General features: G+C 53.8%; 18 protein-coding genes. 14 read left to right on the forward strand and 4 right to left on the reverse strand.

Annotated features, from left to right (window positions below; genetic code table 11):
* Positions 1 to 4 precede the first annotated feature (4 nt).
* The 4 genes from LDK53_RS06700 to LDK53_RS06715 all read left to right on the forward strand — a co-directional run bounded on the left by LDK53_RS06700 (position 5) and on the right by LDK53_RS06715 (position 3553).
* Positions 5 to 622 carry a DMSO/selenate family reductase complex B subunit gene (locus tag LDK53_RS06700; protein ID WP_025756019.1) on the forward strand — a complete coding sequence of 206 codons (618 nt, stop codon included), beginning with the start codon at positions 5 to 7 and terminating at the stop codon, positions 620 to 622.
* A 1-nt stretch (position 623) separates the two neighbouring features.
* Positions 624 to 1487, forward strand: a complete 864-nt coding sequence (locus tag LDK53_RS06705) for a dimethyl sulfoxide reductase anchor subunit family protein (RefSeq protein ID WP_225285077.1) — start codon at positions 624 to 626, stop codon at positions 1485 to 1487.
* A 275-nt stretch (positions 1488 to 1762) separates the two neighbouring features.
* The gene (locus LDK53_RS06710) at positions 1763 to 2911 is read left to right on the forward strand and encodes an MFS transporter (protein WP_025756017.1); all 1149 of its coding nucleotides are present in this window, start codon (positions 1763 to 1765) and stop codon (positions 2909 to 2911) included.
* Positions 2912 to 3034: 123 nt separating this feature from the next.
* Positions 3035 to 3553, forward strand: a complete 519-nt coding sequence (locus LDK53_RS06715) for an anti-virulence regulator CigR family protein (protein ID WP_225285079.1) — start codon at positions 3035 to 3037, stop codon at positions 3551 to 3553.
* A gap of 41 nt (positions 3554 to 3594) precedes the next feature.
* Here the strand turns inward: LDK53_RS06715 and pflA are convergent, their stop codons facing one another.
* From pflA to ycaO, 4 genes are all read right to left on the reverse strand, one after another.
* Positions 3595 to 4335 (reverse strand): pyruvate formate lyase 1-activating protein, encoded by a 741-nt coding sequence (pflA, locus tag LDK53_RS06720; protein ID WP_225285086.1) that lies wholly within the window; start codon positions 4333 to 4335, stop codon positions 3595 to 3597.
* A 204-nt stretch (positions 4336 to 4539) separates the two neighbouring features.
* Positions 4540 to 6822 (reverse strand): formate C-acetyltransferase, encoded by a 2283-nt coding sequence (pflB, locus tag LDK53_RS06725; protein WP_045284490.1) that lies wholly within the window; start codon positions 6820 to 6822, stop codon positions 4540 to 4542.
* 51 nt (positions 6823 to 6873) lie between these two features.
* Positions 6874 to 7731, reverse strand: coding sequence for a formate transporter FocA (gene focA, locus LDK53_RS06730; RefSeq protein WP_008499974.1), 858 nt, complete (start codon positions 7729 to 7731; stop codon positions 6874 to 6876).
* Positions 7732 to 8137: 406 nt separating this feature from the next.
* A complete protein-coding gene (ycaO, locus tag LDK53_RS06735) occupies positions 8138 to 9898 on the reverse strand; it encodes a 30S ribosomal protein S12 methylthiotransferase accessory factor YcaO (protein WP_162185033.1) in 1761 nt (586 codons plus the stop codon).
* 127 nt (positions 9899 to 10025) lie between these two features.
* On the opposite strand from ycaO, the gene LDK53_RS06740 reads away from it, so the two are divergent.
* The 10 genes from LDK53_RS06740 (at position 10026) to LDK53_RS06785 (ending at position 22942) form a co-directional block, all read left to right on the forward strand.
* Complete coding sequence (locus LDK53_RS06740; protein WP_025756012.1) at positions 10026 to 10718, forward strand: DUF421 domain-containing protein; 693 nt, start codon at positions 10026 to 10028, stop codon at positions 10716 to 10718.
* Positions 10719 to 10880: 162 nt separating this feature from the next.
* Positions 10881 to 11969: a 3-phosphoserine/phosphohydroxythreonine transaminase gene (gene serC, locus LDK53_RS06745; protein ID WP_045284488.1), complete on the forward strand. Its 1089-nt coding sequence runs from the start codon at positions 10881 to 10883 to the stop codon at positions 11967 to 11969.
* A gap of 66 nt (positions 11970 to 12035) precedes the next feature.
* Entirely contained in the window at positions 12036 to 13319 is a 1284-nt protein-coding gene (gene aroA, locus LDK53_RS06750; RefSeq protein WP_045284487.1) for a 3-phosphoshikimate 1-carboxyvinyltransferase, read from the forward strand.
* Positions 13320 to 13504: 185 nt separating this feature from the next.
* Positions 13505 to 14188, forward strand: a complete 684-nt coding sequence (gene cmk, locus LDK53_RS06755) for a (d)CMP kinase (RefSeq protein WP_013097305.1) — start codon at positions 13505 to 13507, stop codon at positions 14186 to 14188.
* Between the two features lie 111 nt (positions 14189 to 14299).
* Positions 14300 to 15973, forward strand: a complete 1674-nt coding sequence (rpsA, locus tag LDK53_RS06760; RefSeq protein ID WP_008499966.1) for a 30S ribosomal protein S1 — start codon at positions 14300 to 14302, stop codon at positions 15971 to 15973.
* Between the two features lie 170 nt (positions 15974 to 16143).
* Positions 16144 to 16431 (forward strand): integration host factor subunit beta, encoded by a 288-nt coding sequence (ihfB, locus tag LDK53_RS06765; protein WP_008499965.1) that lies wholly within the window; start codon positions 16144 to 16146, stop codon positions 16429 to 16431.
* A gap of 214 nt (positions 16432 to 16645) precedes the next feature.
* Entirely contained in the window at positions 16646 to 18910 is a 2265-nt protein-coding gene (locus LDK53_RS06770) for a ComEC family protein (protein ID WP_225285089.1), read from the forward strand.
* A gap of 35 nt (positions 18911 to 18945) precedes the next feature.
* Positions 18946 to 20694 carry a lipid A ABC transporter ATP-binding protein/permease MsbA gene (gene msbA / locus LDK53_RS06775; protein ID WP_045284485.1) on the forward strand — a complete coding sequence of 583 codons (1749 nt, stop codon included), beginning with the start codon at positions 18946 to 18948 and terminating at the stop codon, positions 20692 to 20694.
* On the forward strand, positions 20691 to 21668 hold the full coding sequence (lpxK, locus tag LDK53_RS06780; protein ID WP_225285091.1) for a tetraacyldisaccharide 4'-kinase: 978 nt from the start codon (positions 20691 to 20693) through the stop codon (positions 21666 to 21668). Before msbA ends, lpxK begins: the two co-directional genes overlap by 4 nt.
* A 44-nt stretch (positions 21669 to 21712) precedes the next feature.
* Positions 21713 to 22942, forward strand: coding sequence for a winged helix-turn-helix domain-containing protein (locus tag LDK53_RS06785; RefSeq protein ID WP_225285093.1), 1230 nt, complete (start codon positions 21713 to 21715; stop codon positions 22940 to 22942).
* Position 22943: the final 1 nt, after the last annotated feature.

Genomic DNA, 22943 nt, shown 5'->3' on the forward strand with positions numbered 1-22943 from the left:
ACCGATGACAACTCAGTATGGATTTTTTATTGATTCCAGCCGTTGCACCGGGTGCAAAACCTGCGAGCTGGCCTGTAAAGATTACAAAGACCTGACTCCGGACGTGAGCTTCCGTCGTATCTACGAATACGCCGGGGGCGACTGGCAGGAAGATAACGGCGTCTGGCATCAGAACGTGTTCGCTTATTACCTGTCGATTGCCTGTAACCACTGTGAAGATCCCGCCTGTACCAAGGTCTGCCCGAGCGGCGCGATGCATAAGCGCGAAGACGGTTTTGTGGTGGTGGATGAAGATGTTTGCATCGGCTGTCGCTATTGCCATATGGCCTGCCCCTACGGCGCACCGCAGTACAACGCCGCGAAAGGGCATATGACCAAATGCGATGGCTGCCACACCCGCGTCGCAGAGGGCAAAAAGCCGATTTGCGTCGAATCCTGCCCGCTGCGCGCGCTGGACTTCGGCCCTGTTGAAGAGCTGCGTCAAAAACACGGTCAGCTTGCCGCAGTGGCTCCCCTGCCGTCTGCGCACTTCACGAAGCCGAGTATTGTGATTAAACCTAACGCCAACAGCCGTCCTACAGGTGATACCACCGGCTACCTGGCAAATCCGAAGGAGGTGTGAGATGGGAAGTGGATGGCATGAATGGCCGCTGATGATCTTCACGGTCTTTGGTCAGTGCGTGGCTGGTGGCTTCATTGTGCTCGCGCTGGCGCTGCTGAAGGGCAATCTCAGCGGCGAACAGCAGCAGCGTTTAGTGTTGAGCATGTTTGGCCTGTGGGTGCTCATGGGGATTGGGTTCATTGCTTCTACGCTGCACCTGGGATCGCCGATGCGCGCATTTAATTCTCTGAATCGTGTGGGCGCCTCGTCCCTGAGTAATGAGATTGCCAGCGGGGCGATTTTCTTTGCCGTTGGCGGGCTGGGCTGGCTGCTGGCCGCAATGAAGAAGCTGCCTGCGGCTCTACGCAGCCTGTGGCTGATCGTGACCATGGTGCTGGGTGTGGTGTTCGTGTGGATGATGGTGCGCGTCTATAACACCATCGACACGGTTCCCACCTGGTACACCGTCTGGACGCCAATGAGCTTCTTCCTGACCATGTTTATCGGCGGACCGCTGCTGGGCTATCTGTTGCTGCGCGTGGCGGGGGTAGACGGTTGGGCTATGCGCTTGCTGCCTGCCGTTTCGCTGCTGGCGCTGGTCGTGAGTGCTATGGTTGCCCTGATGCAGGGCGCTGAACTGGCAACCATTCACAGTTCGATTCAGCAGGCGTCTGCCCTGGTGCCGGATTACGGTTCGCTAATGGCCTGGCGTGTCGTTCTGCTGGTCGCGGCATTGGTATTCTGGATTGCCCCGCAGCTCAAAGGTTATCAGCCCGCGCTGCCGCTGCTGTCACTGGCCTTTGTACTCGTCCTGGCGGGCGAACTGATTGGCCGTGGGGTATTCTACGGATTGCATATGACCGTGGGTATGGCTGTCGCCAGTTAATACGGTCATCCCTTCTGTAAAGCCGGGTCAGAGCGCCCGGCTTTTCTTTTTTTCGATCATGAAATTTTTCGACTGTCGTTTTGTTTTAATTTAGGCCATTAATAAACAAAAACAGAGACATAATTAATATCTATAGCAGGCGTGGCATTAGCAGGATAAGTTTTTTAAATCGACAGGGAACATATTGTGCCTGGCAGCTAAGTCAGTGGATTGACTTTGTTTTTGCCAGTGGCATGATGCGCACGAAATCTGAACTTCCTCACGGCTTTTAATCCATGACCACCTATACCCGGCCAGTGCTGCTGTTGCTCTGTGGCCTGCTGCTGTTGACCCTGGCGATCGCAGTGTTAAATACGCTCGTTCCGCTGTGGCTCGCCCATGAAAACTTACCGACCTGGCAGGTGGGTATGGTCAGCTCGTCCTTTTTTACCGGAAACCTGCTGGGGACGCTGGTGACCGGGAGCCTTATTAAGCGCTTAGGCTTTAACCGCAGCTATTACCTGGCCTCGCTGATTTTCGCTGCCGGGTGTGCGGGGCTGGGCCTGATGGTCGGCTTCTGGAGCTGGATGGTGTGGCGTTTTATCGCCGGCGTAGGCTGCGCGATGATTTGGGTGGTCGTTGAAAGTGCGTTAATGTGCAGCGGCACGTCGCGCAACCGCGGGCGCCTGCTGGCAGCCTATATGATGGTGTACTACGTGGGGACCGTGCTGGGACAGCTGATGGTCAGCAAGCTGCCAACCGACCTGATGAGCGTTCTGCCGTGGGTGACGGGTATGGTGCTGGCCGCGATCCTGCCGCTGCTCTTCACGCGTATTGTGAACCAGAACAGCGAACATCAGGAAGCCACCCACGTCTGGCCAATGCTGAGACTCCGGCAGGCACGTCTGGGGGTAAACGGCTGCATTATTTCCGGGATTGTACTGGGCTCGCTCTATGGCCTGATGCCGCTCTATCTGAACCATCAGGGCGTCAGCGATTCCGGGATCGGCTTCTGGATGGCGGTGATGGTGAGTGCGGGCATTCTCGGCCAGTGGCCTATTGGCCGTCTGGCGGACCGTTTTGGCCGCCTGCTGGTGCTGCGCGTTCAGGTCTTCGTGGTGATCATGGGATGCCTCGCCATGCTCAGCAACGCCGCGATGGCACCGGCGCTGTTTATTCTTGGGGCTGCCGGTTTCACGCTCTATCCGGTCGCGATGGCCTGGGCCTGTGAGAAAGTGGAACATCATCAGCTGGTGGCCATGAACCAGGCGCTTTTACTGAGCTATACCATCGGCAGTTTATTAGGGCCGACGTTTACCGCGATGCTAATGCAGAATTATTCAGACAATTTGCTGTTCATCATGATCGCCAGCGTGTCGTTTATTTATCTCCTGATGCTGCTGCGCAAAGCGGGCGAACATCCAACGCCAGTGGCCCATGCCTGATTAAATAAAAGCCAGTCATCGACTGGCTTTATTGTCCCCATCACATCTAAGACTTTTACGCATTGTTTGTTTACCGCGCCAGGCGATAATTCAGGTGAGTTCTATCACTAAAAGGCAGCAATCATGGCTACACGTCGTTTAACCACTACCGCACTGGCAGTAGTGTTGTCTTTAACGTTTGCTACAGCACCGGTCATGGCTAATCCTGGAAACGGGAATGGCGGTGGTGGTCACGGTAACAGTGGCGGACAAGGTAATGGTGGTAATCACGGCAATTCCGGAAATCACGGTAACGGAAATTCCAGTACCCATGGTAGTAAACACAATACAGACAACCCGGGTAAATCAAATAAAAGCGTCAGCGATGATGTCGATGCTCGTGTAAGCTTCGATCATGCCCGTCATCTGGCGGTGAACTATGGTTTAACCGGCTATGAGTCACTGCCTCCGGGCATTGCGAAAAACCTTGCACGCGGTAAACCACTGCCTCCGGGGATTGCGAAGAAAACCGTGCCGGCTTCTATGCTGGACCAGCTGCCTTCCTATCCTGGCTATGAATGGCGCGTGGTCGGTGACGATCTGGTCTTAATTGCACTCAGCACGGCTGTGGTGACGACCATTATTAACGGTGTGTTCAAATAGAATAAATAAGGCCCGGTTTTTACCGGGCCTTTTCTTTAATACTAATACATTACTTTGTGACCGTACTGTTCAAGAATACCTTTCACGCGCTCCATTGTCTCTTTCTTCGGCGGCTTCACGCCATCAAGCTTATATTCTTCGCCCATTGCCACCCATTTATGTTTTCCCAGTTCATGGTAGGGCAGAAGCTCAATTTTCTCGAGGTTGCCCATGTCGCGGGTAAATTCGCCCAGGCGGTGCGCGGAATCGTCGTCATCTGACCAGCCTGGGACCACCACGTAGCGGATCCAGGTTTTAATGCCTTTCGCTGAGATATATTTAGCAAACTCCAGCGTACGGTGGTTGGACACGCCAACCAGATTCTGGTGGATCTCGTCGTTCATCTGTTTGAGATCGAGCATCACCAGATCGGTCACTTCGAGCAATTCATCAATAACGGGATCGTAGCGGCGCACAAAACCGTTCGTGTCGAGGCAGGTATGAATACCTTCTTTGTGGCAGGCGCGGAACCAGTCGCGGACAAACTCGGCCTGAAGAATGGCCTCGCCACCGGACGCCGTCACACCGCCGCCGGACGCGTTCATAAAGTGGCGGTAGGTCACCACCTCTTTCATCAGATCGTCGACGGTCACTTCTTTCCCGCCGTGCGTGTCCCAGGTGTCGCGGTTATGGCAGTACAGGCAGCGCATCAGGCAGCCCTGGAAAAAGGTAATAAAGCGGATACCCGGGCCATCGACGGTGCCACAGGATTCAAAGGAGTGAATGCGACCAATAGTTGACATTGCGGTGATATCTCCAGCATCGGCCCGTCCGGGGCCTGTGTATGCACAGCTCAAAACCGGCTGTGTTGAAGTCTGTTTTGGCTGATATCCATAAAGTATAGATAGCGGACAAAAGAGACTGAGGTGGAGAGGGTGCTAAAAAGGCCCCACTGACGTGGAGCCTTTATTGTACGCTTTTTAACGCGTGATTTCAGTCATTTCCACTTACATGGACTGAGTGAAAGTACGGGTGATAACGTCCTGCTGCTGTTCTTTGGTCAGGGAGTTAAAACGTACTGCGTAGCCAGATACGCGGATGGTCAGCTGAGGATATTTCTCAGGGTGTTCCATCGCGTCGAGCAGCATTTCACGGTTCATTACGTTCACGTTCAGGTGCTGACCACCTTCGATGGACGCTTCGTGGTGGAAGTAACCATCCATCAGACCCGCGAGGTTTGTTTTACGCACTTCGTCGTCTTTACCCAGCGCGTTTGGCACGATAGAGAAGGTATAGGAGATACCATCTTTCGCGTAAGCAAACGGCAGTTTCGCAACGGATGTCAGAGAGGCAACAGCACCTTTCTGGTCACGACCGTGCATTGGGTTAGCACCTGGGCCGAATGGCGCGCCAGCACGACGACCGTCTGGGGTGTTACCGGTTTTCTTACCATACACAACGTTAGAGGTGATGGTCAGAACAGACTGAGTCGGGATAGCGTTACGGTAGGTAGTGAGTTTCTGAATTTTCTTCATGAAACGTTCTACCAGGTCAACCGCCATGTCATCCACGCGAGCGTCGTTGTTACCAAACTGCGGGTATTCGCCTTCGATTTCGAAGTCGATAGCCAGACCATCTTCGTCACGAATTGGTTTAACTTTCGCATATTTGATTGCAGACAGGGAGTCAGCAGCAACGGACAGACCTGCGATACCACACGCCATGGTGCGGATAACGTCACGGTCGTGCAGCGCCATCAGAGAGGCTTCGTAGCTGTACTTGTCGTGCATGTAGTGGATAACGTTCAGCGCAGTGACATACTGTTTAGCCAGCCAGTCCATGAAGTGATCCATGCGGTCCATGACTTCGTCGAAGTTCAGAACATCGCCTTTGATCGGCTCAGACTTAGGCCCCACCTGCATTTTCAGTTTTTCATCAACGCCGCCGTTGATAGCGTACAGCATGGTTTTCGCCAGGTTTGCACGCGCACCGAAGAACTGCATTTGTTTACCAACAACCATTGGGCTTACGCAGCAAGCGATAGCGTAATCGTCGTTGTTGAAGTCCGGACGCATCAGGTCATCGTTCTCGTACTGCAGAGAAGAGGTGTCGATGGACACTTTAGCAGCGAATTTCTTGAAGTTCAGAGGCAGTTTTTCAGACCAGAGAACGGTGATGTTCGGCTCCGGAGAAGGACCCATGGTGTACAGGGTGTTCAGGAAGCGGAAGCTGTTTTTAGTTACCAGAGTACGACCATCAACGCCCATACCACCGATAGATTCAGTTGCCCAGATTGGGTCACCGGAGAACAGCTCATCGTACTCAGGGGTACGCAGGAAGCGAACCATACGCAGTTTCATGACCAGGTGGTCAATCATTTCCTGTGCGTCTTGCTCGGTAATTTTGCCAGCTTTCAGGTCACGTTCGATGTAGGCATCCAGGAAGGTGGATACGCGACCGAAGGACATTGCGGCACCGTTCTGAGACTTAACTGCGGCCAGGTAGCCGAAGTAGGTCCACTGGATAGCTTCCTGAGCGTTGGTTGCAGGACCAGAGATATCGCAGCCGTATTTCGCTGCCATTTCTTTGATCTGACCCAGCGCGCGGTGCTGTTCAGCAATCTCTTCACGCAGACGGATAGTCGCTTCCAGGTTTACGCCGTTTTCCAGATCGGACTGCAGGGAAACAAACTGCGCGTACTTGTCTTTCATCAGGAAGTCGATACCGTACAGCGCAACGCGACGGTAGTCACCGATGATACGGCCACGGCCATAGGCATCTGGCAGACCAGTCAGAACGCCAGATTTACGGCAGTTCAGAATGTCTTTGGTGTAAACATCGAATACGCCCTGGTTATGGGTTTTGCGGTATTCGGTGAAGATTTTTTTCAGCATTGGGTCCAGCTCGCGGTTATACGCTTTGCAGGAACCTTCAACCATTTTAATACCACCGAACGGGATGATTGCGCGTTTCAGTGGTGCTTCAGTCTGCAGACCAACGATTTTCTCAAGGGCTTTGTTGATATAGCCAGCGTCGTGAGAAGTGATGGTGGAAGCCACGGAGGTGTCAAAATCAACTGGCGCGTGAGTGCGGTTTTCCAGTTTAACGCCTTCCATCACGCTGTCCCACAGCTTGGTGGTCGCTTCAGTTGCGCCAGCCAGGAAGGATTCGTCACCTTCATACGGGGTATAGTTTTTCTGAATGAAGTCACGTACGTTGACTTCATTCTGCCAGTCACCTTTCGCAAAACCTTCCCAGGCTGTGGCTAACTTTTCATTAAGCTCGGACATGTAACACCTACCTTCTTAAGTGGATTTTTTATTTACTGCCTGAGAAAACCATCAATGATGATCGTCGCCACGCAGGTAAATGACCCAGTATGTCAACCCAACTAACAGACCCCCACCGATAATGTTCCCGATAGTGACAGGGATCAGGTTATCAGTAATGAAATTCATAATAGTCAGGTGAGAGAAACTTTCCGGGGATGAACCAACTGCGGTCCAGAACTCCGGGCTTGCAAAGTCGCGGATGACAATGCCCATTGGAATCATGAACATATTCGCGATACTGTGCTCAAAGCCGCTGGCAACAAACATCGCAACCGGCAGAACCATGATTAAGGCTTTGTCCATCAGGCTACGACCGGAGTAGCTCATCCATACAGCCAGGCAGACCATCAGGTTCGCGAGGATGCCGAGAGCAACGGCTTCAATAAATGTGTGGTGCATTTTGTGGTCGGCGGTTTGCAGGACGTTCAGTCCCCAGCCGCCGTTGGCGGTCATGTACTCGCCAGAAAGCCACATCAACAAAACAAAGAGCAGACAGCCAACCAGGTTACCCACGTAGACGTTAAGCCAGTTACGTGCCAGCTGACCCCAGGTAATTCTTCCGCTGGCCTTTGCCACGACAATCAGCACCGTTGAGGTGAAGAGATCGGCACCGCAAATGACGCAAAGAATCAGACCCAGTGAGAAGCAAATGCCGCCAATCAGTTTGGCCATGCCAAAAGGCATTCCGGCAGTACCGGTGGTGGCGGTGATGTAGAAGACGAAAGCGATAGAGATGAACACACCAGCCGTGATCGCCAGATAGAACGTCTTCATCGGGTGTTTCGTTGCTTTATAGACACCCGCTTCTTCGGCGACTTTTGCCATCGCAGCGGGGAGTAAAAGATCAAAAGGGTTGTCAGCTTTCACACTAACTCTCTCTTTATTAAGTCGGCGACGAGATACTAACAAAGCATTATAGAAGAGAAATTGATATAGATCATATCTCGCCTGGCTTATAGGCCCGCAGTGTGTATGGTTTTACACCAAATGCGGAGTAAGTGTTTGATTATCCGTATAAAAATAAATTTTAAAAGTTGTGAAAAGAGTTGAATTTTTTCGTTCGGCCACCTCTGAAACAGTTAATTAATATGGAGTATTAGCCATAAAAAGTAACAGTAAAGTCCGGATAGATATTATTATATTTACCCATGATTAACTTTATTATTACAATCAACAGTCATTGCCGAAGAAAATAAAAAAAGGGGCAATGAAATTGCCCCGTAATATAGCCCAGCTGATTGAATACGCCTACTGCTGGTAATGTTATGTGCGCTTATTTTGACCAGTAAGCGGCTTTCGCTTTCTGCAGCTTCTCATAGGCCTTCAGCAGCGACTGATGCGCCGGGAAGGCTTTTAGATCGCTGTCAACAGCCTGCAGACCGTAGAACGGCTCTTCACCGCTCAGCGCCGCGCTGGCCGCTTCTACCGCCTCGGCACCGTACATGCGCACAAAAGCATTCAGATACTGCAGCGGCTCACGATCCTCTTCCTGCGCGAGAAGTAGGAGGGTTTGCAGGCAGCGGTAATAGTTGGTGCGCTCGGCAGAGAAGACCGACTGGTTAAACTCCATGGTCCACTCGGTCCAGGCCAGGGCCTGATCCAGATCGCCGCCCGCCAGCGCCAGCATCGCTTTCAGCTCGCCGATGCGCAGGGTATACCAGCCGTTATCTTTGCCGGTGGCCAGACCGAGCAGCTCGCGTACGCGTGTGAAGTCATCGTGGCCTTCCTCGTCCAGCTGGGCGATCAGGTTCAGATAATCCTCTTTTTCCCATTCGCTGCCCGGCAGTGCCAGCAGCGTTTCACGCAGATGCGCGCCCATGCTGTTATTCGCCAGCCACAGATCTTCAGCAGGGTAGATGTCGGACATGCCAGGAACAATAATACGGCACGCATAGACGCCCAGGTGCTCGTAGTCGGCAATGTAGACTTCTTTATCTTCGGATTTGAAGATGGCCATCAGCGTGGCGAACTCTTCTTCCGTGGTACCGGCAAAGCTCCAGTCCACGAAAGGATAGTCTGCGTCCTGTTTGAACAGATCCCATGAGATCAAACCGCTGGAGTCGATGAAGTGGGTTTCCAGATTGGTATGCTCAGCCACTTCTTCATCGTCGAACGTTGGCGGCGTAAACACGTCGAGGTCTTTCAGGCTACGGCCCTGCAGCAGTTCGGTCACGGTACGTTCCAGCGCTACGCCGAAGTCCGGATGTGCGCCGAAGGAGGCGAAGCAGGTGCCATTTGTCGGGTTAAACAGCACAACGCAGATAACCGGGTATTTACCGCCCAGCGAGCCGTCATACGCAAAGATTGGGAAACCTTCGGCTTCCAGTTTGGCGATGGATTCCACCACGCCCGGATAACGCGCCAGCACGTCTGCCGGAATTTCAGGCAGGCTGATGGATTCGGCAATAATGCGGTTTTTAATGTGGCGTTCGAAGACTTCAGACAGACCCTGCACGCGCGCTTCATTGCGGGTATTACCGGCGGACATGCCGTTAGACACGTACAGGTTGCCGACGATGTTCATCGGGATATAGACGGTCTGCTCATCCGACTGACGGGTGAATGGCAGGGCGCAAATACCGCGATCTTCGTTACCGGACTGCAGATCGATCAGCATGCTGGCGGTCAGTTCGTTTTCAGGATCGTAAAACGCACGCAGACGCGTATCCAGGATACCTTCCGGCAGTTCGTCATCTTCGGTCAGCGGGAACCATTTTTCATTCGGGTAGTGAACGAACGGGCCGTTAGCGATGGTTTCACCCAGCCAGAAATCGGCGAAGAAGTAGTTGGTGGACAGACGCTCAAAATACTCACCCAGCGCAGAGGCCAGTGCCGCTTTTTTTGTCGCGCCTTTACCGTTGGTAAAGCACAGGGCACAGTCTTTATCGCGAATATGTACGGACCAGACATGCGGCACCGGATTGAGCCAGGAGGCTTCTTCGATGTTAAAACCCAGGTCGGTCAGTTTCTGCTGGAAGCGAGCGATGGAATCTTCCAGGGCGGCGTCTTTGCCGGGGATAAACGTTTGAGTCATGGCGTTCACTTTTATCGTACGTAAAGCGCGCAATGATACGGGTTTTGCGTGACAGGTGCTATCTCCGGCGAAAATAAAAGACTGGGCTATGCTTACTGTCAGTAACTCACTGTTAAGGCATAGAAAAATGAAAGCATTCGATCTCCAGCGGATGGCGTTTGATAAAGTCCCTCCCGAATTTTTAGGCGAAGTGGCGCTGCGTAGTCTGTATACCTTCGTTCTGGTCTTCCTGTTTCTTAAAATCACCGGTCGTCGCGGCGTGCGGCAGATGTCGCTTTTTGAAGTATTGATCATCCTGACGCTGGGTTCAGCGGCGGGGGATGTCGCTTTTTATGATGATGTGCCGATGGTGCCGGTGTTTATCGTTTTTGTCTCACTGGCGCTCCTCTATCGCCTGGTGATGTGGCTGATGTCGAAAAGCGAAAAGCTGGAAGATCTGCTTGAAGGAAAGCCGGTCGTGATCGTCGAGGACGGTCAGCTGGCCTGGGAAAATGTCCAGAGTGCCAATATGACCGAGTTTGAGTTCTTTATGGAGCTGCGCCTGAACAGCGTGGAACAGCTCGGGCAGGTGCGTCTGGCGATAATGGAAACTAACGGGCAGATCAGCGTCTATTACTACGCGGATGAGGACGTAAAGCCTGGTCTCTGTATTTTGCCGGATATGCTGATCGAGCGTTTCAGGACGGTCCCCGAAGCAGGGGATTACGCTTGCGTAAGATGTAGCCATGTTGTGGCCATGAAGCCTGGCGATCGTCAATTATGCCCTCGTTGTGCAAATCCGGAATGGACGAAGGTTAGCCGGGCTAAACGGATCACCTGACAGCCATTTTGTCGGTTTTGCGATAGCGAGGCGGCAGATTGTTTTGTGTGACGCGGGGCACATTTCACCGGTCATAAGTTTTAGACATTGCGGCGCGTGTCACTGAATGATAAAACCGATATCCACAGTTATAACTTATGGCTTTTAGCGTGGTGAGGGGAAATGGCTCAAGTCTTTAATTTCAGTTCAGGTCCGGCAATGTTACCGGCAGACGTGCTTAAACAGGCTCAACAGGAACTTTGTGACTGGAACGGTCTGGGGACGTCGGTGATGGAAATCAGCCACCGGGGTAAAGAGTTTATTCAGGTGGCGGAAGAGGCAGAAAAGGATTTTCGCGATCTGCTGAATATTCCCTCGAACTACAAAGTATTGTTCTGCCATGGCGGCGGACGCGGCCAGTTTGCTGGCGTGCCGCTGAACATCCTTGGTGATAAAACGACGGCGGACTACGTTGATGCGGGCTACTGGGCGGCCAGTGCGGTGAAAGAAGCGCACAAGTACTGCACGCCGAATGTTATCGACGCCAAAGTGACCGTTGACGGTCTGCGCGCCGTGAAGCCCATGAGCGAGTGGCAACTCTCTGACAACGCTGCGTATCTTCACTACTGCCCGAACGAAACCATCGACGGTATCGCCATCGACGAGACCCCGAACTTCGGCAAAGACGTAGTGGTTGCCGCAGATTTCTCCTCCACCATTCTTTCTGCGCCAATTGACGTCAGTCGCTACGGTGTAATTTATGCGGGCGCGCAGAAAAATATCGGCCCTGCTGGCCTGACTATCGTCATCGTGCGCGAAGACCTGCTGGGTAAAGCGCATAAATCCTGCCCGTCGATTCTCGATTACACCGTGCTGAACGATAACGACTCCATGTTCAACACCCCGCCGACGTTTGCCTGGTACCTGTCCGGCCTGGTCTTCAAATGGCTGAAGCAAAACGGCGGTGTGGCGCAGATGGACAAGGTTAATCAGCAGAAAGCCGAGCTGCTGTACGGCGTGATTGATAAGAGCGATTTCTATCGTAACGATGTGGCGAAAGCCAACCGTTCGCGCATGAACGTGCCGTTCCAGCTGGCGGACAGCAACCTGGATAAAGTCTTCCTGGAAGAGTCCTTCGCGGCAGGTCTGCACGCGCTGAAAGGCCACCGAGTGGTGGGCGGCATGCGTGCCTCCATCTATAACGCCATGCCGCTGGAAGGCGTTAAAGCGCTGACCGATTTCATGATTGACTTCGAACGTCGCCACGGTTAATTGCGCTGTTTTCACCCCCGTAGCCCTGCTGCGGGGTTTTTATTATGTTGAGTTGAGATAAGTTTCATGGAATCCCTGACGTTACAACCTATCGCGCGGGTAGATGGCACCATCAATCTGCCTGGTTCAAAAAGTGTCTCGAACCGCGCTCTGCTGCTGGCAGCTCTGGCAAACGGCACCACCGTCCTCACGAACCTGCTGGACAGCGATGACGTGCGCCATATGCTCAATGCGCTGAAAGCGTTGGGAGTTCATTACACGCTGTCTGACGACCGTACCCGCTGCGAGGTGACGGGGAACGGTGGCGCGCTACGCTCGGCTGATGAGCTTGAACTGTTTCTGGGTAACGCGGGGACCGCAATGCGTCCGCTGGCGGCAGCGCTGTGTCTGGGCAGTAACAACATTGTCCTGACAGGCGAGCCGCGCATGAAAGAGCGCCCGATCGGCCATCTGGTGGATGCCCTTCGTCAGGGCGGCGCGCAGATTGAGTATCTGGAGCAAGAGAATTATCCACCCCTGCGTCTGCGCGGGGGCTTTACCGGCGGTAACGTCGAGGTTGACGGTAGCGTATCCAGCCAGTTTCTGACGGCGCTGCTGATGACCGCACCGCTGGCACCGCAGGATACCGTTATCACTATTAAGGGCGATCTGGTTTCCAAACCGTACATTGATATTACGCTGCATCTGATGAAGACCTTCGGTGTAGAGGTTGAAAACCAGGCTTATCAGCGTTTTGTCGTTCGCGGCGCCCAGCAATATCAGTCTCCGGGCCATTACCTGGTGGAAGGGGATGCCTCTTCCGCTTCGTATTTCCTGGCTGCCGGGGCGATTAAAGGTGGCACGGTGAAAGTGACCGGCATTGGCCGTAACAGCGTGCAGGGCGATATTCGTTTTGCTGACGTGCTGGAGAAAATGGGCGCCATTGTCACCTGGGGCGATGATTTCATCTCCTGTACACACGGTGAATTGAAGGCCATTGATATGGACATGAACCATATCCCGGATGCGGCGATGACCATCGCCACGGCGGCGCTGTTTGCAAAAGGCACCACCACGCTGCGTAACATCTACAACTGGCGCGTGAAAGAGACCGATCGTCTGTTCGCAATGGCCACCGAGTTGCGTAAGGTGGGAGCTGAAGTGGAAGAGGGCGAAGACTACATTCGCGTTACACCTCCGGCAAAACTGCAGTTCGCGGAAATTGGGACCTACAACGATCACCGTATGGCGATGTGCTTCTCGCTGGTGGCGCTGTCCGATACCGCGGTGACCATCCTCGATCCAAAATGTACGGCGAAAACCTTCCCGGACTACTTCGAGCAGCTGGCCCGCATCAGTACGCTGGCCTGATAACAGCGTGCCGCATCGCCCGATGCGGCATTTGCTTACGCTTCCTGACGTTCATTCACGCCCATTTCTTCTACACTCTGCTTCATTAATTCCCTAATTTGCACGCAAAGGTAACAGTTGCGCACGTTGGCGCGTATAATGCGCGGCGTTTATGTAAACGGTATGCCTTATTTAAGGAGAAAAAGATGACGGCAGTTGCCCCGGTAATCACCATTGATGGGCCTAGTGGCGCAGGGAAAGGTACGCTGTGCAAAGCGATGGCAGAAGCATTGCAATGGCATCTTTTAGATTCGGGAGCAATCTATCGCGTGCTGGCGCTGGCTGCACTGCATCATCATGTGGATGTAGCCTCTGAAGAGGCGCTGGTTCCGTTGGCGGCGCATCTGGATGTGCGTTTCGTGTCGACCGATGGCAACCTCGAAGTCATCCTGGAAGGGGAAGACGTGAGCGGCGAAATTCGTACGCAGGAAGTGGCGAATGCCGCCTCCCAGGTGGCGGCCTTCCCGCGCGTTCGTGAGGCGCTGTTACGCCGTCAGCGCGCGTTCCGTGAAGCCCCGGGTCTGATTGCGGACGGGCGTGATATGGGAACCGTGGTATTCCCTGATGCGCCGGTGAAAATTTTCCTTGACGCCTCTTCGGAAGAACGTGCGCAACGCCGCATGCTTCAGTTGCAGGAGAAGGGGTTTAGTGTTAACTTTGATCGCCTTTTATCCGAGATAAAAGAGCGCGATGACCGCGATCGTAACCGCGCCGTCGCCCCACTTGTTCCTGCAGAAGATGCATTAGTTCTGGATTCCACCAGTTTAACTATTGAGCAAGTGATTGAAAAAGCGCTACAATATGCGCGCCAAAAACTGGCACTCGCGTAATCGCGACCGATTTAGCAGTACCCCCGCTGCAATGGATTGACGGCGGGTATGTGAAACAACCCCATCCGGCACGGAGCCAGGTGGACGTTAATATTAACCTGAAGATTAAACATGACTGAATCTTTTGCTCAACTGTTTGAAGAATCCTTAAAAGAAATCGAAACCCGTCCGGGTTCCATCGTTCGCGGTGTTGTTGTTGCTATCGACAAAGACGTAGTACTGGTTGACGCCGGTCTGAAATCTGAGTCCGCCATTCCGGCAGAGCAGTTCAAAAACGCCCAGGGCGAGCTGGAAATCCAGGTGGGTGACGAAGTTGACGTTGCTCTGGACGCAGTAGAAGACGGCTTCGGCGAAACCCTGCTGTCTCGTGAGAAAGCTAAACGTCACGAAGCATGGATCACGCTGGAGAAAGCTTACGAAGAAGCTGAAACTGTGGTCGGTGTTATCAACGGCAAAGTTAAAGGTGGCTTCACTGTTGAGCTGAATGGTATTCGTGCGTTCCTGCCAGGTTCTCTGGTAGACGTTCGTCCAGTCCGTGACACCCTGCACCTCGAAGGCAAAGAGCTTGAGTTCAAAGTAATCAAGCTGGACCAGAAGCGTAACAACGTTGTTGTTTCCCGTCGTGCCGTTATCGAATCCGAAAACAGCGCAGAACGCGATCAGCTGCTGGAAAACCTGCAGGAAGGCATGGAAGTCAAAGGTATCGTTAAGAACCTCACTGACTACGGCGCATTCGTTGACCTGGGCGGCGTTGATGGCCTGCTGCACATCACCGACATGGCGTGGAAACGCGTTAAGCACCCAAGCGAAATCGTGAACGTGGGCGACGAAATCACTGTTAAAGTGCTGAAGTTCGACCGCGAGCGTACTCGTGTATCCCTCGGCCTGAAACAGCTGGGCGAAGATCCATGGGTAGCTATCGCTAAGCGTTACCCAGAAGGTACCAAACTGACTGGTCGCGTGACCAACCTGACTGACTACGGCTGCTTCGTTGAAATCGAAGAAGGCGTTGAAGGTCTGGTACACGTTTCCGAAATGGACTGGACCAACAAAAACATCCACCCATCCAAAGTTGTTAACGTTGGCGATGTAGTGGAAGTGATGGTTCTGGATATCGACGAAGAACGTCGTCGTATCTCCCTGGGCCTGAAGCAGTGCAAAAACAACCCATGGCAGCAGTTCGCGGAAACCCACAACAAGGGCGACCGTGTTGAAGGTAAAATCAAGTCTATCACTGACTTCGGTATCTTCATCGGCCTGGACGGCGGCATCGATGGCCTGGTTCACCTGTCTGACATCTCCTGGAACGTTGCAGGCGAAGAAGCAGTTCGTGAATACAAAAAAGGCGACGAAATCGCTGCAGTTGTTCTGCAGGTTGACGCAGAGCGTGAGCGTATCTCCCTGGGCGTTAAACAGCTCGCGGAAGATCCGTTCAACAACTGGGTTGCACTGAACAAGAAAGGCGCAATCGTAAACGGTAAAGTGACTGCAGTTGACGCTAAAGGCGCAACCGTAGAACTGGCTGACGGCGTTGAAGGTTACCTGCGCGCTTCTGAAGCTTCCCGTGACCGCGTTGAAGATGCCACTCTGGTTCTGAACGTAGGCGACGACGTTGAAGCTAAGTTCACCGGTGTTGACCGTAAGAACCGTGCAATCAGCCTGTCTGTTCGTGCTAAAGACGAAGCTGATGAGAAAGATGCAATCGCAACTGTTAACAAACAGGAAGATGCAAACTTCTCTAACAACGCAATGGCTGAAGCTTTCAAAGCAGCTAAAGGCGAGTAATATCAGGTTCTCAGCATCATTTGAGCTGTAACGCATTTACAGCGCGAAGGATGAGGAGCAAACTTGACAGATTGCAGGATCCGTCCTGTAATCAATAACAAAGGGCGGCTACGGCCGCCCTTGTTTAATGAGCTGTTCAGCTAATTGGTTTGAAAGGAACCGGAGGAATCATGACCAAGTCAGAATTGATTGAAAGACTTGCCAGTCAGCAACCGCATATCCCTGCCAAGGCAGTGGAAGATGCCGTAAAAGAGATGCTGGAGCATATGGCCTCCACTCTTGCCCAGGGCGAGCGCATTGAAATCCGCGGTTTCGGTAGTTTTTCTCTGCACTATCGTGCTCCACGTACCGGGCGTAACCCGAAAACGGGCGATAAAGTCGAACTGGAAGGTAAGTACGTTCCGCACTTTAAGCCAGGTAAAGAACTGCGCGATCGCGCCAATATTTATGGCAACTGAGTTTATCCCTTGGGGTAAACTGGGTTCGAAAGAAAGCACCTGCGGGTGCTTTTTTTGTGCTTAACGTTTTCATTCTGAATAGCTCCCGCATTTTTCATTTCCGTTTCTGCAAACGGATAAAAACAGTACGGCACGTGCTGTAAAACCTGGTCTTCCCACCTGACAACACGCTCTGCCTGCTTACATACTGCCATCCTGAAACAGGGAGGTAGCAATGGGCATACCCGCGCTGAGCATCTGCGCCATTCTGGCAATAACCCCTTTGCTCTGGTTACCTGAGCTGCCATCACGTTATCTCGTCTGGATAATGATTGTGGGTGGTGTCGTGCTGGCTGCACGGCGAAACGTGCAACTGAAGTATGTGGGGATGGGGGTGTTATTTTGTGTATGGGGGATCCTTGCCGCGCAGGAGAGCGTCTGGCCTATGGCGCATTTAACCGCGGGCGCGGTGCGGGCTGAGGTCGAGATCACCGCGACCGATGGCAAAACCCTGCTTCAGGGAAACATTCTCAGCGTGGATGGTCAACGCTGGTGGGCGTCCACAGGCGTAACCCTGTATGGCAACGATCTGCCACAGAACGTATGTGCCGGTCAGCGCTGGGCCATGACGCTCAGACTCAGGCCAGTTCACGGCGAACTGAACGACGGAGGCTATGATGCCCAGCGAAGCGCTCTTGCTCAACATCAAACGCTGAGCGGGCGGTTCACCCATGCGGAACGCGTCGATGGACGCTGCAGCCTGCGCGCGCAATACCTGATGTCACTGCAAAACCGGCTTTCTGCTTATCAATGGGGAGCGGTTATCCTCGGGTTGGGGATGGGGGAGCGTCTGGATGTCCCGCGGGAAATAAAAGATCTGATGCGAGAAACCGGCACGCTGCATCTCATGGCGATTTCAGGTTTGCATATCGCACTGGCAGCATCCATCGTCTGGTTACTGGCTCGCGGTTTCCAGTTGTTATTACCCGCCCATCAGATCCGCTGGCAAATGCCTCTCCTGGCCGGGTTGGCGTTTGCCGCTTTTTACGCCTGGCTTACCGGTTTACAACCACCGGCAATGCGAACGGTTATCGCCCTTGCTGTACTCGCGACGTTGCGTATTACGGCTCGTCAATGGTCTCCCTGGCAGGTATGGTTTTGCTGTATCGCGGCGATCCTGCTAAGCGATCCGTTAGCCGTACTGTCGCAAAGTCTGGCCCTGTCAGCATTTGCCGTCGCTGCGTTGATTTTTTGGTTTCAGTGGTTACCGCTTCCCCACTGGCACCGGGTTCGTCGGATACGACCACTCCTGAACCTCGTATATCTACAGGTCGGAATGTTGCTGCTGCTTATGCCGTTGCAGGTGCTGATTTTCCATGGTTTCAGCCTCTCGTCCCTTATTGCCAATCTCTTTGCCGTTCCCCTGGTGACGTTTGTTTCCGTGCCGCTGATCCTGCTCGGTATGCTGCTCCATCTGCTGCCGCTGGCGGCGGTAGAAAGTGCCGTCTGGTTTGCGGCCGATAAGTCGCTTGCGGGACTCTTCTGGCTACTGATGCGCCTGCCTGATGGCTGGCAAAATGTGGATCAACGCTGGCAGTACCTGTCATTGCTGCCCTGGCTTGCCATCGCGGGCTGGCGTTTTCGTGCCTGGAAAATCGTTCCTGCCGTTTGTCTGGCAGGCAGCGTCCTGTTGACATATCCCCTGTGGCGAACAACAAAAAGCGATAGCTGGACGCTACATATGCTGGATGTAGGGCAGGGGCTGGCTATGGTCATTGAACGGCAGGGAAAAGCCCTTCTGTATGATACCGGGCTCGCCTGGCCGGGCGGAGACAGCGCGCAGCGGTTAATTATTCCGTGGCTTCGCTGGCATCACCTGCGGCCGGAAGGCGTCATTCTCAGTCATGAGCATCTCGACCATGCAGGGGGCCTGGTATCGCTGAAAAAAGCCTGGCCTGAAATGTGGATAAGAAGCCCCTTACGTCAGGCAGGTCATCGCCCTTGTTTACGGGGACAACGCTGGCAATGGCAGGGACTTACCATCACCGTTCACTGGCCACCAGAGAATTATCCCTCCCAGGGGAATAACGCTTCCTGTGTGGTAAAAGTTGATGACGGTGAGCAGAGTGTTCTGCTGACGGGGGACATTGAAGCGCCTGCGGAACAGGCTATGCTTAGCCATTACTGGCGTCATCTGAGGACCACGCTCATACAAGTTCCCCATCATGGCAGCAATACGTCTTCATCGTTGCCACTGGTACAGCGGGCGGAAGGGCAGATTGCACTGGATTCGGCGGCCCGCTACAACGCGTGGCATTTCCCGTCGGCTAAAGTCGTGCGGCGTTATCGAAAAGAGGGGTATCTCTGGCATGATACGCCTCATTCTGGACAAATATCGGTGACATTCTCGCAACATCACTGGCAAATCCGACGCTTGCGAGAACAAATTTTACCCCGCTGGTATCATCAGTGGTTTGGCGCGCCCGGAGATAACGGGTAGAATATGCGGCTATTTCAACAATGCTGGTTTTTTGAATGCATAACGACAAAGATCTCTCCACGTGGCAAACGTTCCGCCGACTCTGGCCGATGATTGCTCCTTTTAAAGCAGGCTTGATCGTGGCGGGTGTAGCGTTAATCCTCAACGCAGCCAGCGATACTTTTATGCTATCGCTTCTTAAACCGTTACTGGACGACGGTTTTGGTAAAACGGATCGCTCAGTGCTGCTATGGATGCCTCTGGTGGTGATCGGACTGATGATCTTACGCGGTATCACCAGCTATATCTCCAGCTACTGTATTTCCTGGGTTTCAGGAAAAGTGGTGATGACCATGCGCCGTCGACTGTTCAGTCATATGATGGGCATGCCGGTTGCGTTCTTCGATAAACAGTCGACCGGAACGTTGCTGTCGCGTATTACCTACGACTCCGAGCAGGTTGCCTCTTCCTCTTCCAGCGCGCTGATTACCGTTGTGCGCGAGGGTGCGTCGATTATCGGCCTGTTCGTGATGATGTTCTACTACAGCTGGCAGCTGTCGCTGATCCTTATCGTACTGGCTCCGGTCGTGTCCGTGGCTATTCGCGTCGTGTCGAAGCGCTTCCGTAATATCAGCAAGAATATGCAGAATACGATGGGACAGGTGACCACCAGCGCAGAGCAGATGCTGAAAGGGCATAAAGAAGTTCTGATTTTTGGTGGTCAGGACGTCGAAACAAAACGCTTTGATAAAGTCAGCAACAAAATGCGTCTGCAGGGAATGAAAATGGTGTCAGCCTCTTCCATCTCTGACCCGATTATTCAGCTGATTGCCTCACTGGCGCTGGCGTTCGTTCTGTATGCGGCAAGCTTCCCAAGCGTGATGGAGACGCTGACGGCAGGTACCATCACCGTGGTCTTCTCCTCCATGATCGCCCTGATGCGTCCGCTGAAGTCCCTGACAAACGTCAACGCCCAGTTCCAGCGCGGGATGGCGGCCTGTCAGACCCTGTTCAGCATTCTCGATTCCGAACAGGAAAAAGATGAAGGTAAGCGCATCATTGAGCGCGCGAACGGTGACGTTGAGTTCCGCAATGTGACCTTCACCTATCCTGGCCGCGAAACACCGGCTCTGCGCAATATCAACCTGACCATTCCGGCAGGAAAAACCGTTGCGCTGGTAGGCCGTTCCGGCTCCGGTAAATCGACCATTGCCAGCCTGATCACCCGTTTCTACGACATTGACGAAGGTGAAATTCTGTTAGACGGCCACGATCTGCGCGAGTATACCCTGCAGTCGCTGCGTAACCAGGTGGCGCTGGTCTCCCAGAACGTGCACCTGTTCAACGATACGGTGGCAAACAACATCGCTTATGCGCGCACTGAAGAGTACAGCCGTGAGCAGATTGAGAATGCCGCGCGTATGGCCTATGCAATGGACTTTATCAACAAGATGGATAACGGTCTCGATACCATCATTGGCGAGAACGGCGTACTGCTCTCCGGTGGTCAGCGTCAGCGTATCGCCATTGCCCGTGCGCTGCTGCGTGACAGCCCGATCCTGATCCTGGACGAAGCGACCTCTGCGCTGGATACGGAATCAGAACGTGCGATTCAGTCGGCGCTGGATGAGCTGCAAAAGAACCGTACCTCGCTGGTGATTGCGCACCGTCTTTCGACTATCGAGCAGGCTGATGAAATCGTCGTGGTTGAGGATGGGGTCATTGTTGAGCGCGGAAGCCATGCCGATCTGCTGGAACACCGCGGCGTTTATGCTCAGCTTCATAAGATGCAGTTCGGCGAATGATTGCACGCATCTGGTCCGGTGAATCTCCGCTGTGGTTGCTGCTTCTGCCGCTCTCCTGGCTGTACGGCCTGGTGAGTGGTGCTATTCGTCTGCTTTACCGTCTGGGGCTGAAGCAGGCATGGCGCGCGCCGGTACCGGTTGTGGTGGTGGGTAATCTTACGGCAGGTGGCAACGGTAAAACCCCGGTGGTCATCTGGCTGGTTGAGCAACTGCAACAGCGCGGTATCCGTCCCGGCGTGGTGTCGCGAGGGTATGGCGGTAAAGCGGCGAAATACCCTTTGTTGCTGACGGCGGAAACCACGACCGCCGAGGCGGGTGATGAACCAGTATTGATTTACCAGCGTACTGGCGCCCCTGTCGCGGTCTCGCCAGTGCGCAGCGATGCCGTCCGGGCCCTGCTTGCCGAACATGCAGTACAGATAATCATCACGGATGATGGCCTGCAACACTACGCGCTGGCGCGTGATAAAGAGATTGTGGTCATTGATGGCGTTCGTCCTTTTGGTAACGGCTGGTGGCTGCCCGCCGGCCCCATGCGAGAACGGGCTTCACGCCTGAAGTCCGTGGATGCGGTGATCGTGAACGGTGGTGAGGCAAAAACGGGCGAAATCCCTATGCAACTCCAGCCTGGCATGGCCGTCAATCTTGTGACGGGCGAACGTCGTCCGGTTTCTCATTTACCTGCGCTCGTCGCCATGGCGGGTATTGGTCATCCTCCCCGCTTCTTCTCGACGCTGGAGCAGGGCGGTGCCCGGCTTGAAAAACGCGTTCCGCTGGCCGATCATCAGGCGCTGTCGGTGGAACAGGTTGACGCACTGACGACGCCCGGTCAGACATTGATCATGACTGAAAAAGATGCGGTGAAATGCCGTCTCTTTGCGAAAGATAACTGGTGGTATCTGCCGGTTGACGCTGAACTCAGCGGCGAGCAGCCGGAACACTTGCTCCAGGAACTGCTGGCGTTGGTGAAATAAACGCTTATGCGGTTCTGGTGGCGCTTTGACTGACAGGAAAACGCATGTCTTTACCGCAACTCTCGCTTTCAGCCGCACGTCATTTACACCTTGCCGCACAGGGGCTGCTTAAAAAGCCCCGTCGCCGTGCGCAGCCTGCCGATATTCTCTCTACCGTCCAGCGCATGTCGCTACTTCAAATTGACACCATTAACATCGTGGCGCGTAGCCCTTACCTGGTGCTGTTTAGCCGGCTGGGAAGTTATCCTTCGCAGTGGCTGGATGAGTCGCTCAGCAAGGGGGAGTTGATGGAGTATTGGGCGCACGAAGCCTGCTTTCTGCCCCGTAGCGACTTTGCCCTGGTTCGTCACCGTATGCTTGCGCCGGAGAAGATGGGCTGGAAATACCGCCAGGCGTGGATGCTGGAACATGCGGCTGAAATCGAGCAGCTTATCGCGCATATTCAGGAGAACGGTCCGGTACGTTCCGCCGATTTTGAACATCCCCGGAAAGGCACGAGCGGCTGGTGGGAGTGGAAGCCACACAAACGTCATCTGGAAGGCCTGTTTACCTCAGGCAAAGTCATGGTGATTGAACGGCGTAATTTTCAGCGCGTTTACGACCTCACGCATCGCGTGATGCCGCACTGGGACGACGAGCGCGACCAGCTTTCCCGTGAGGCCGCTGAGGCCATCATGCTGGAAAACAGCGCCCGCAGTCTGGGTATTTTCCGTTCACAGTGGCTGGCAGATTATTACCGTCTGCGCCAGCCTGCGCTAAAACCGCTGCTGGAAATGTGGCAGCAAGAACAGCGCATAATCCCCGTCATGGTAGAAACACTGGGCGAAATGTGGCTGCATGAGGAGCTTGTCCCGCTATTGCCTCAGGCGCTGGAAGGGAAACTTCAGGCAACCCACAGCACGGTGCTGTCGCCTTTCGATCCGGTGGTCTGGGACAGAAAACGCGCCGAGCAGCTGTTCGGTTTCAGCTACCGGCTGGAGTGTTACACCCCGGCACCCAAGCGCCAGTATGGCTACTTCGTCTTACCTCTGCTGCATAAGGGGCAACTGGTCGGGCGTATGGATGCCAAAATGCACCGCAAGACCGGTACGCTTGAAATCATAGCGCTTTATCTGGAAGAGGGCGTCAGGGTGACGGCGGCTCTGGAAAAAGGGTTAACGCTCGCCATAAGCGAATTCGCGCGCTGGCAGGGGGCTCACGACGTGACGCTGGGTCGGGTACCTGATGGATTGTTTACATCCTGTCGAAGTGGCTGGGAAACAGGCACTCCCTGAA

Source organism: Enterobacter sp. K16B (assembly GCF_020216105.1).
GTDB lineage: Bacteria > Pseudomonadota > Gammaproteobacteria > Enterobacterales > Enterobacteriaceae > Enterobacter > Enterobacter sichuanensis.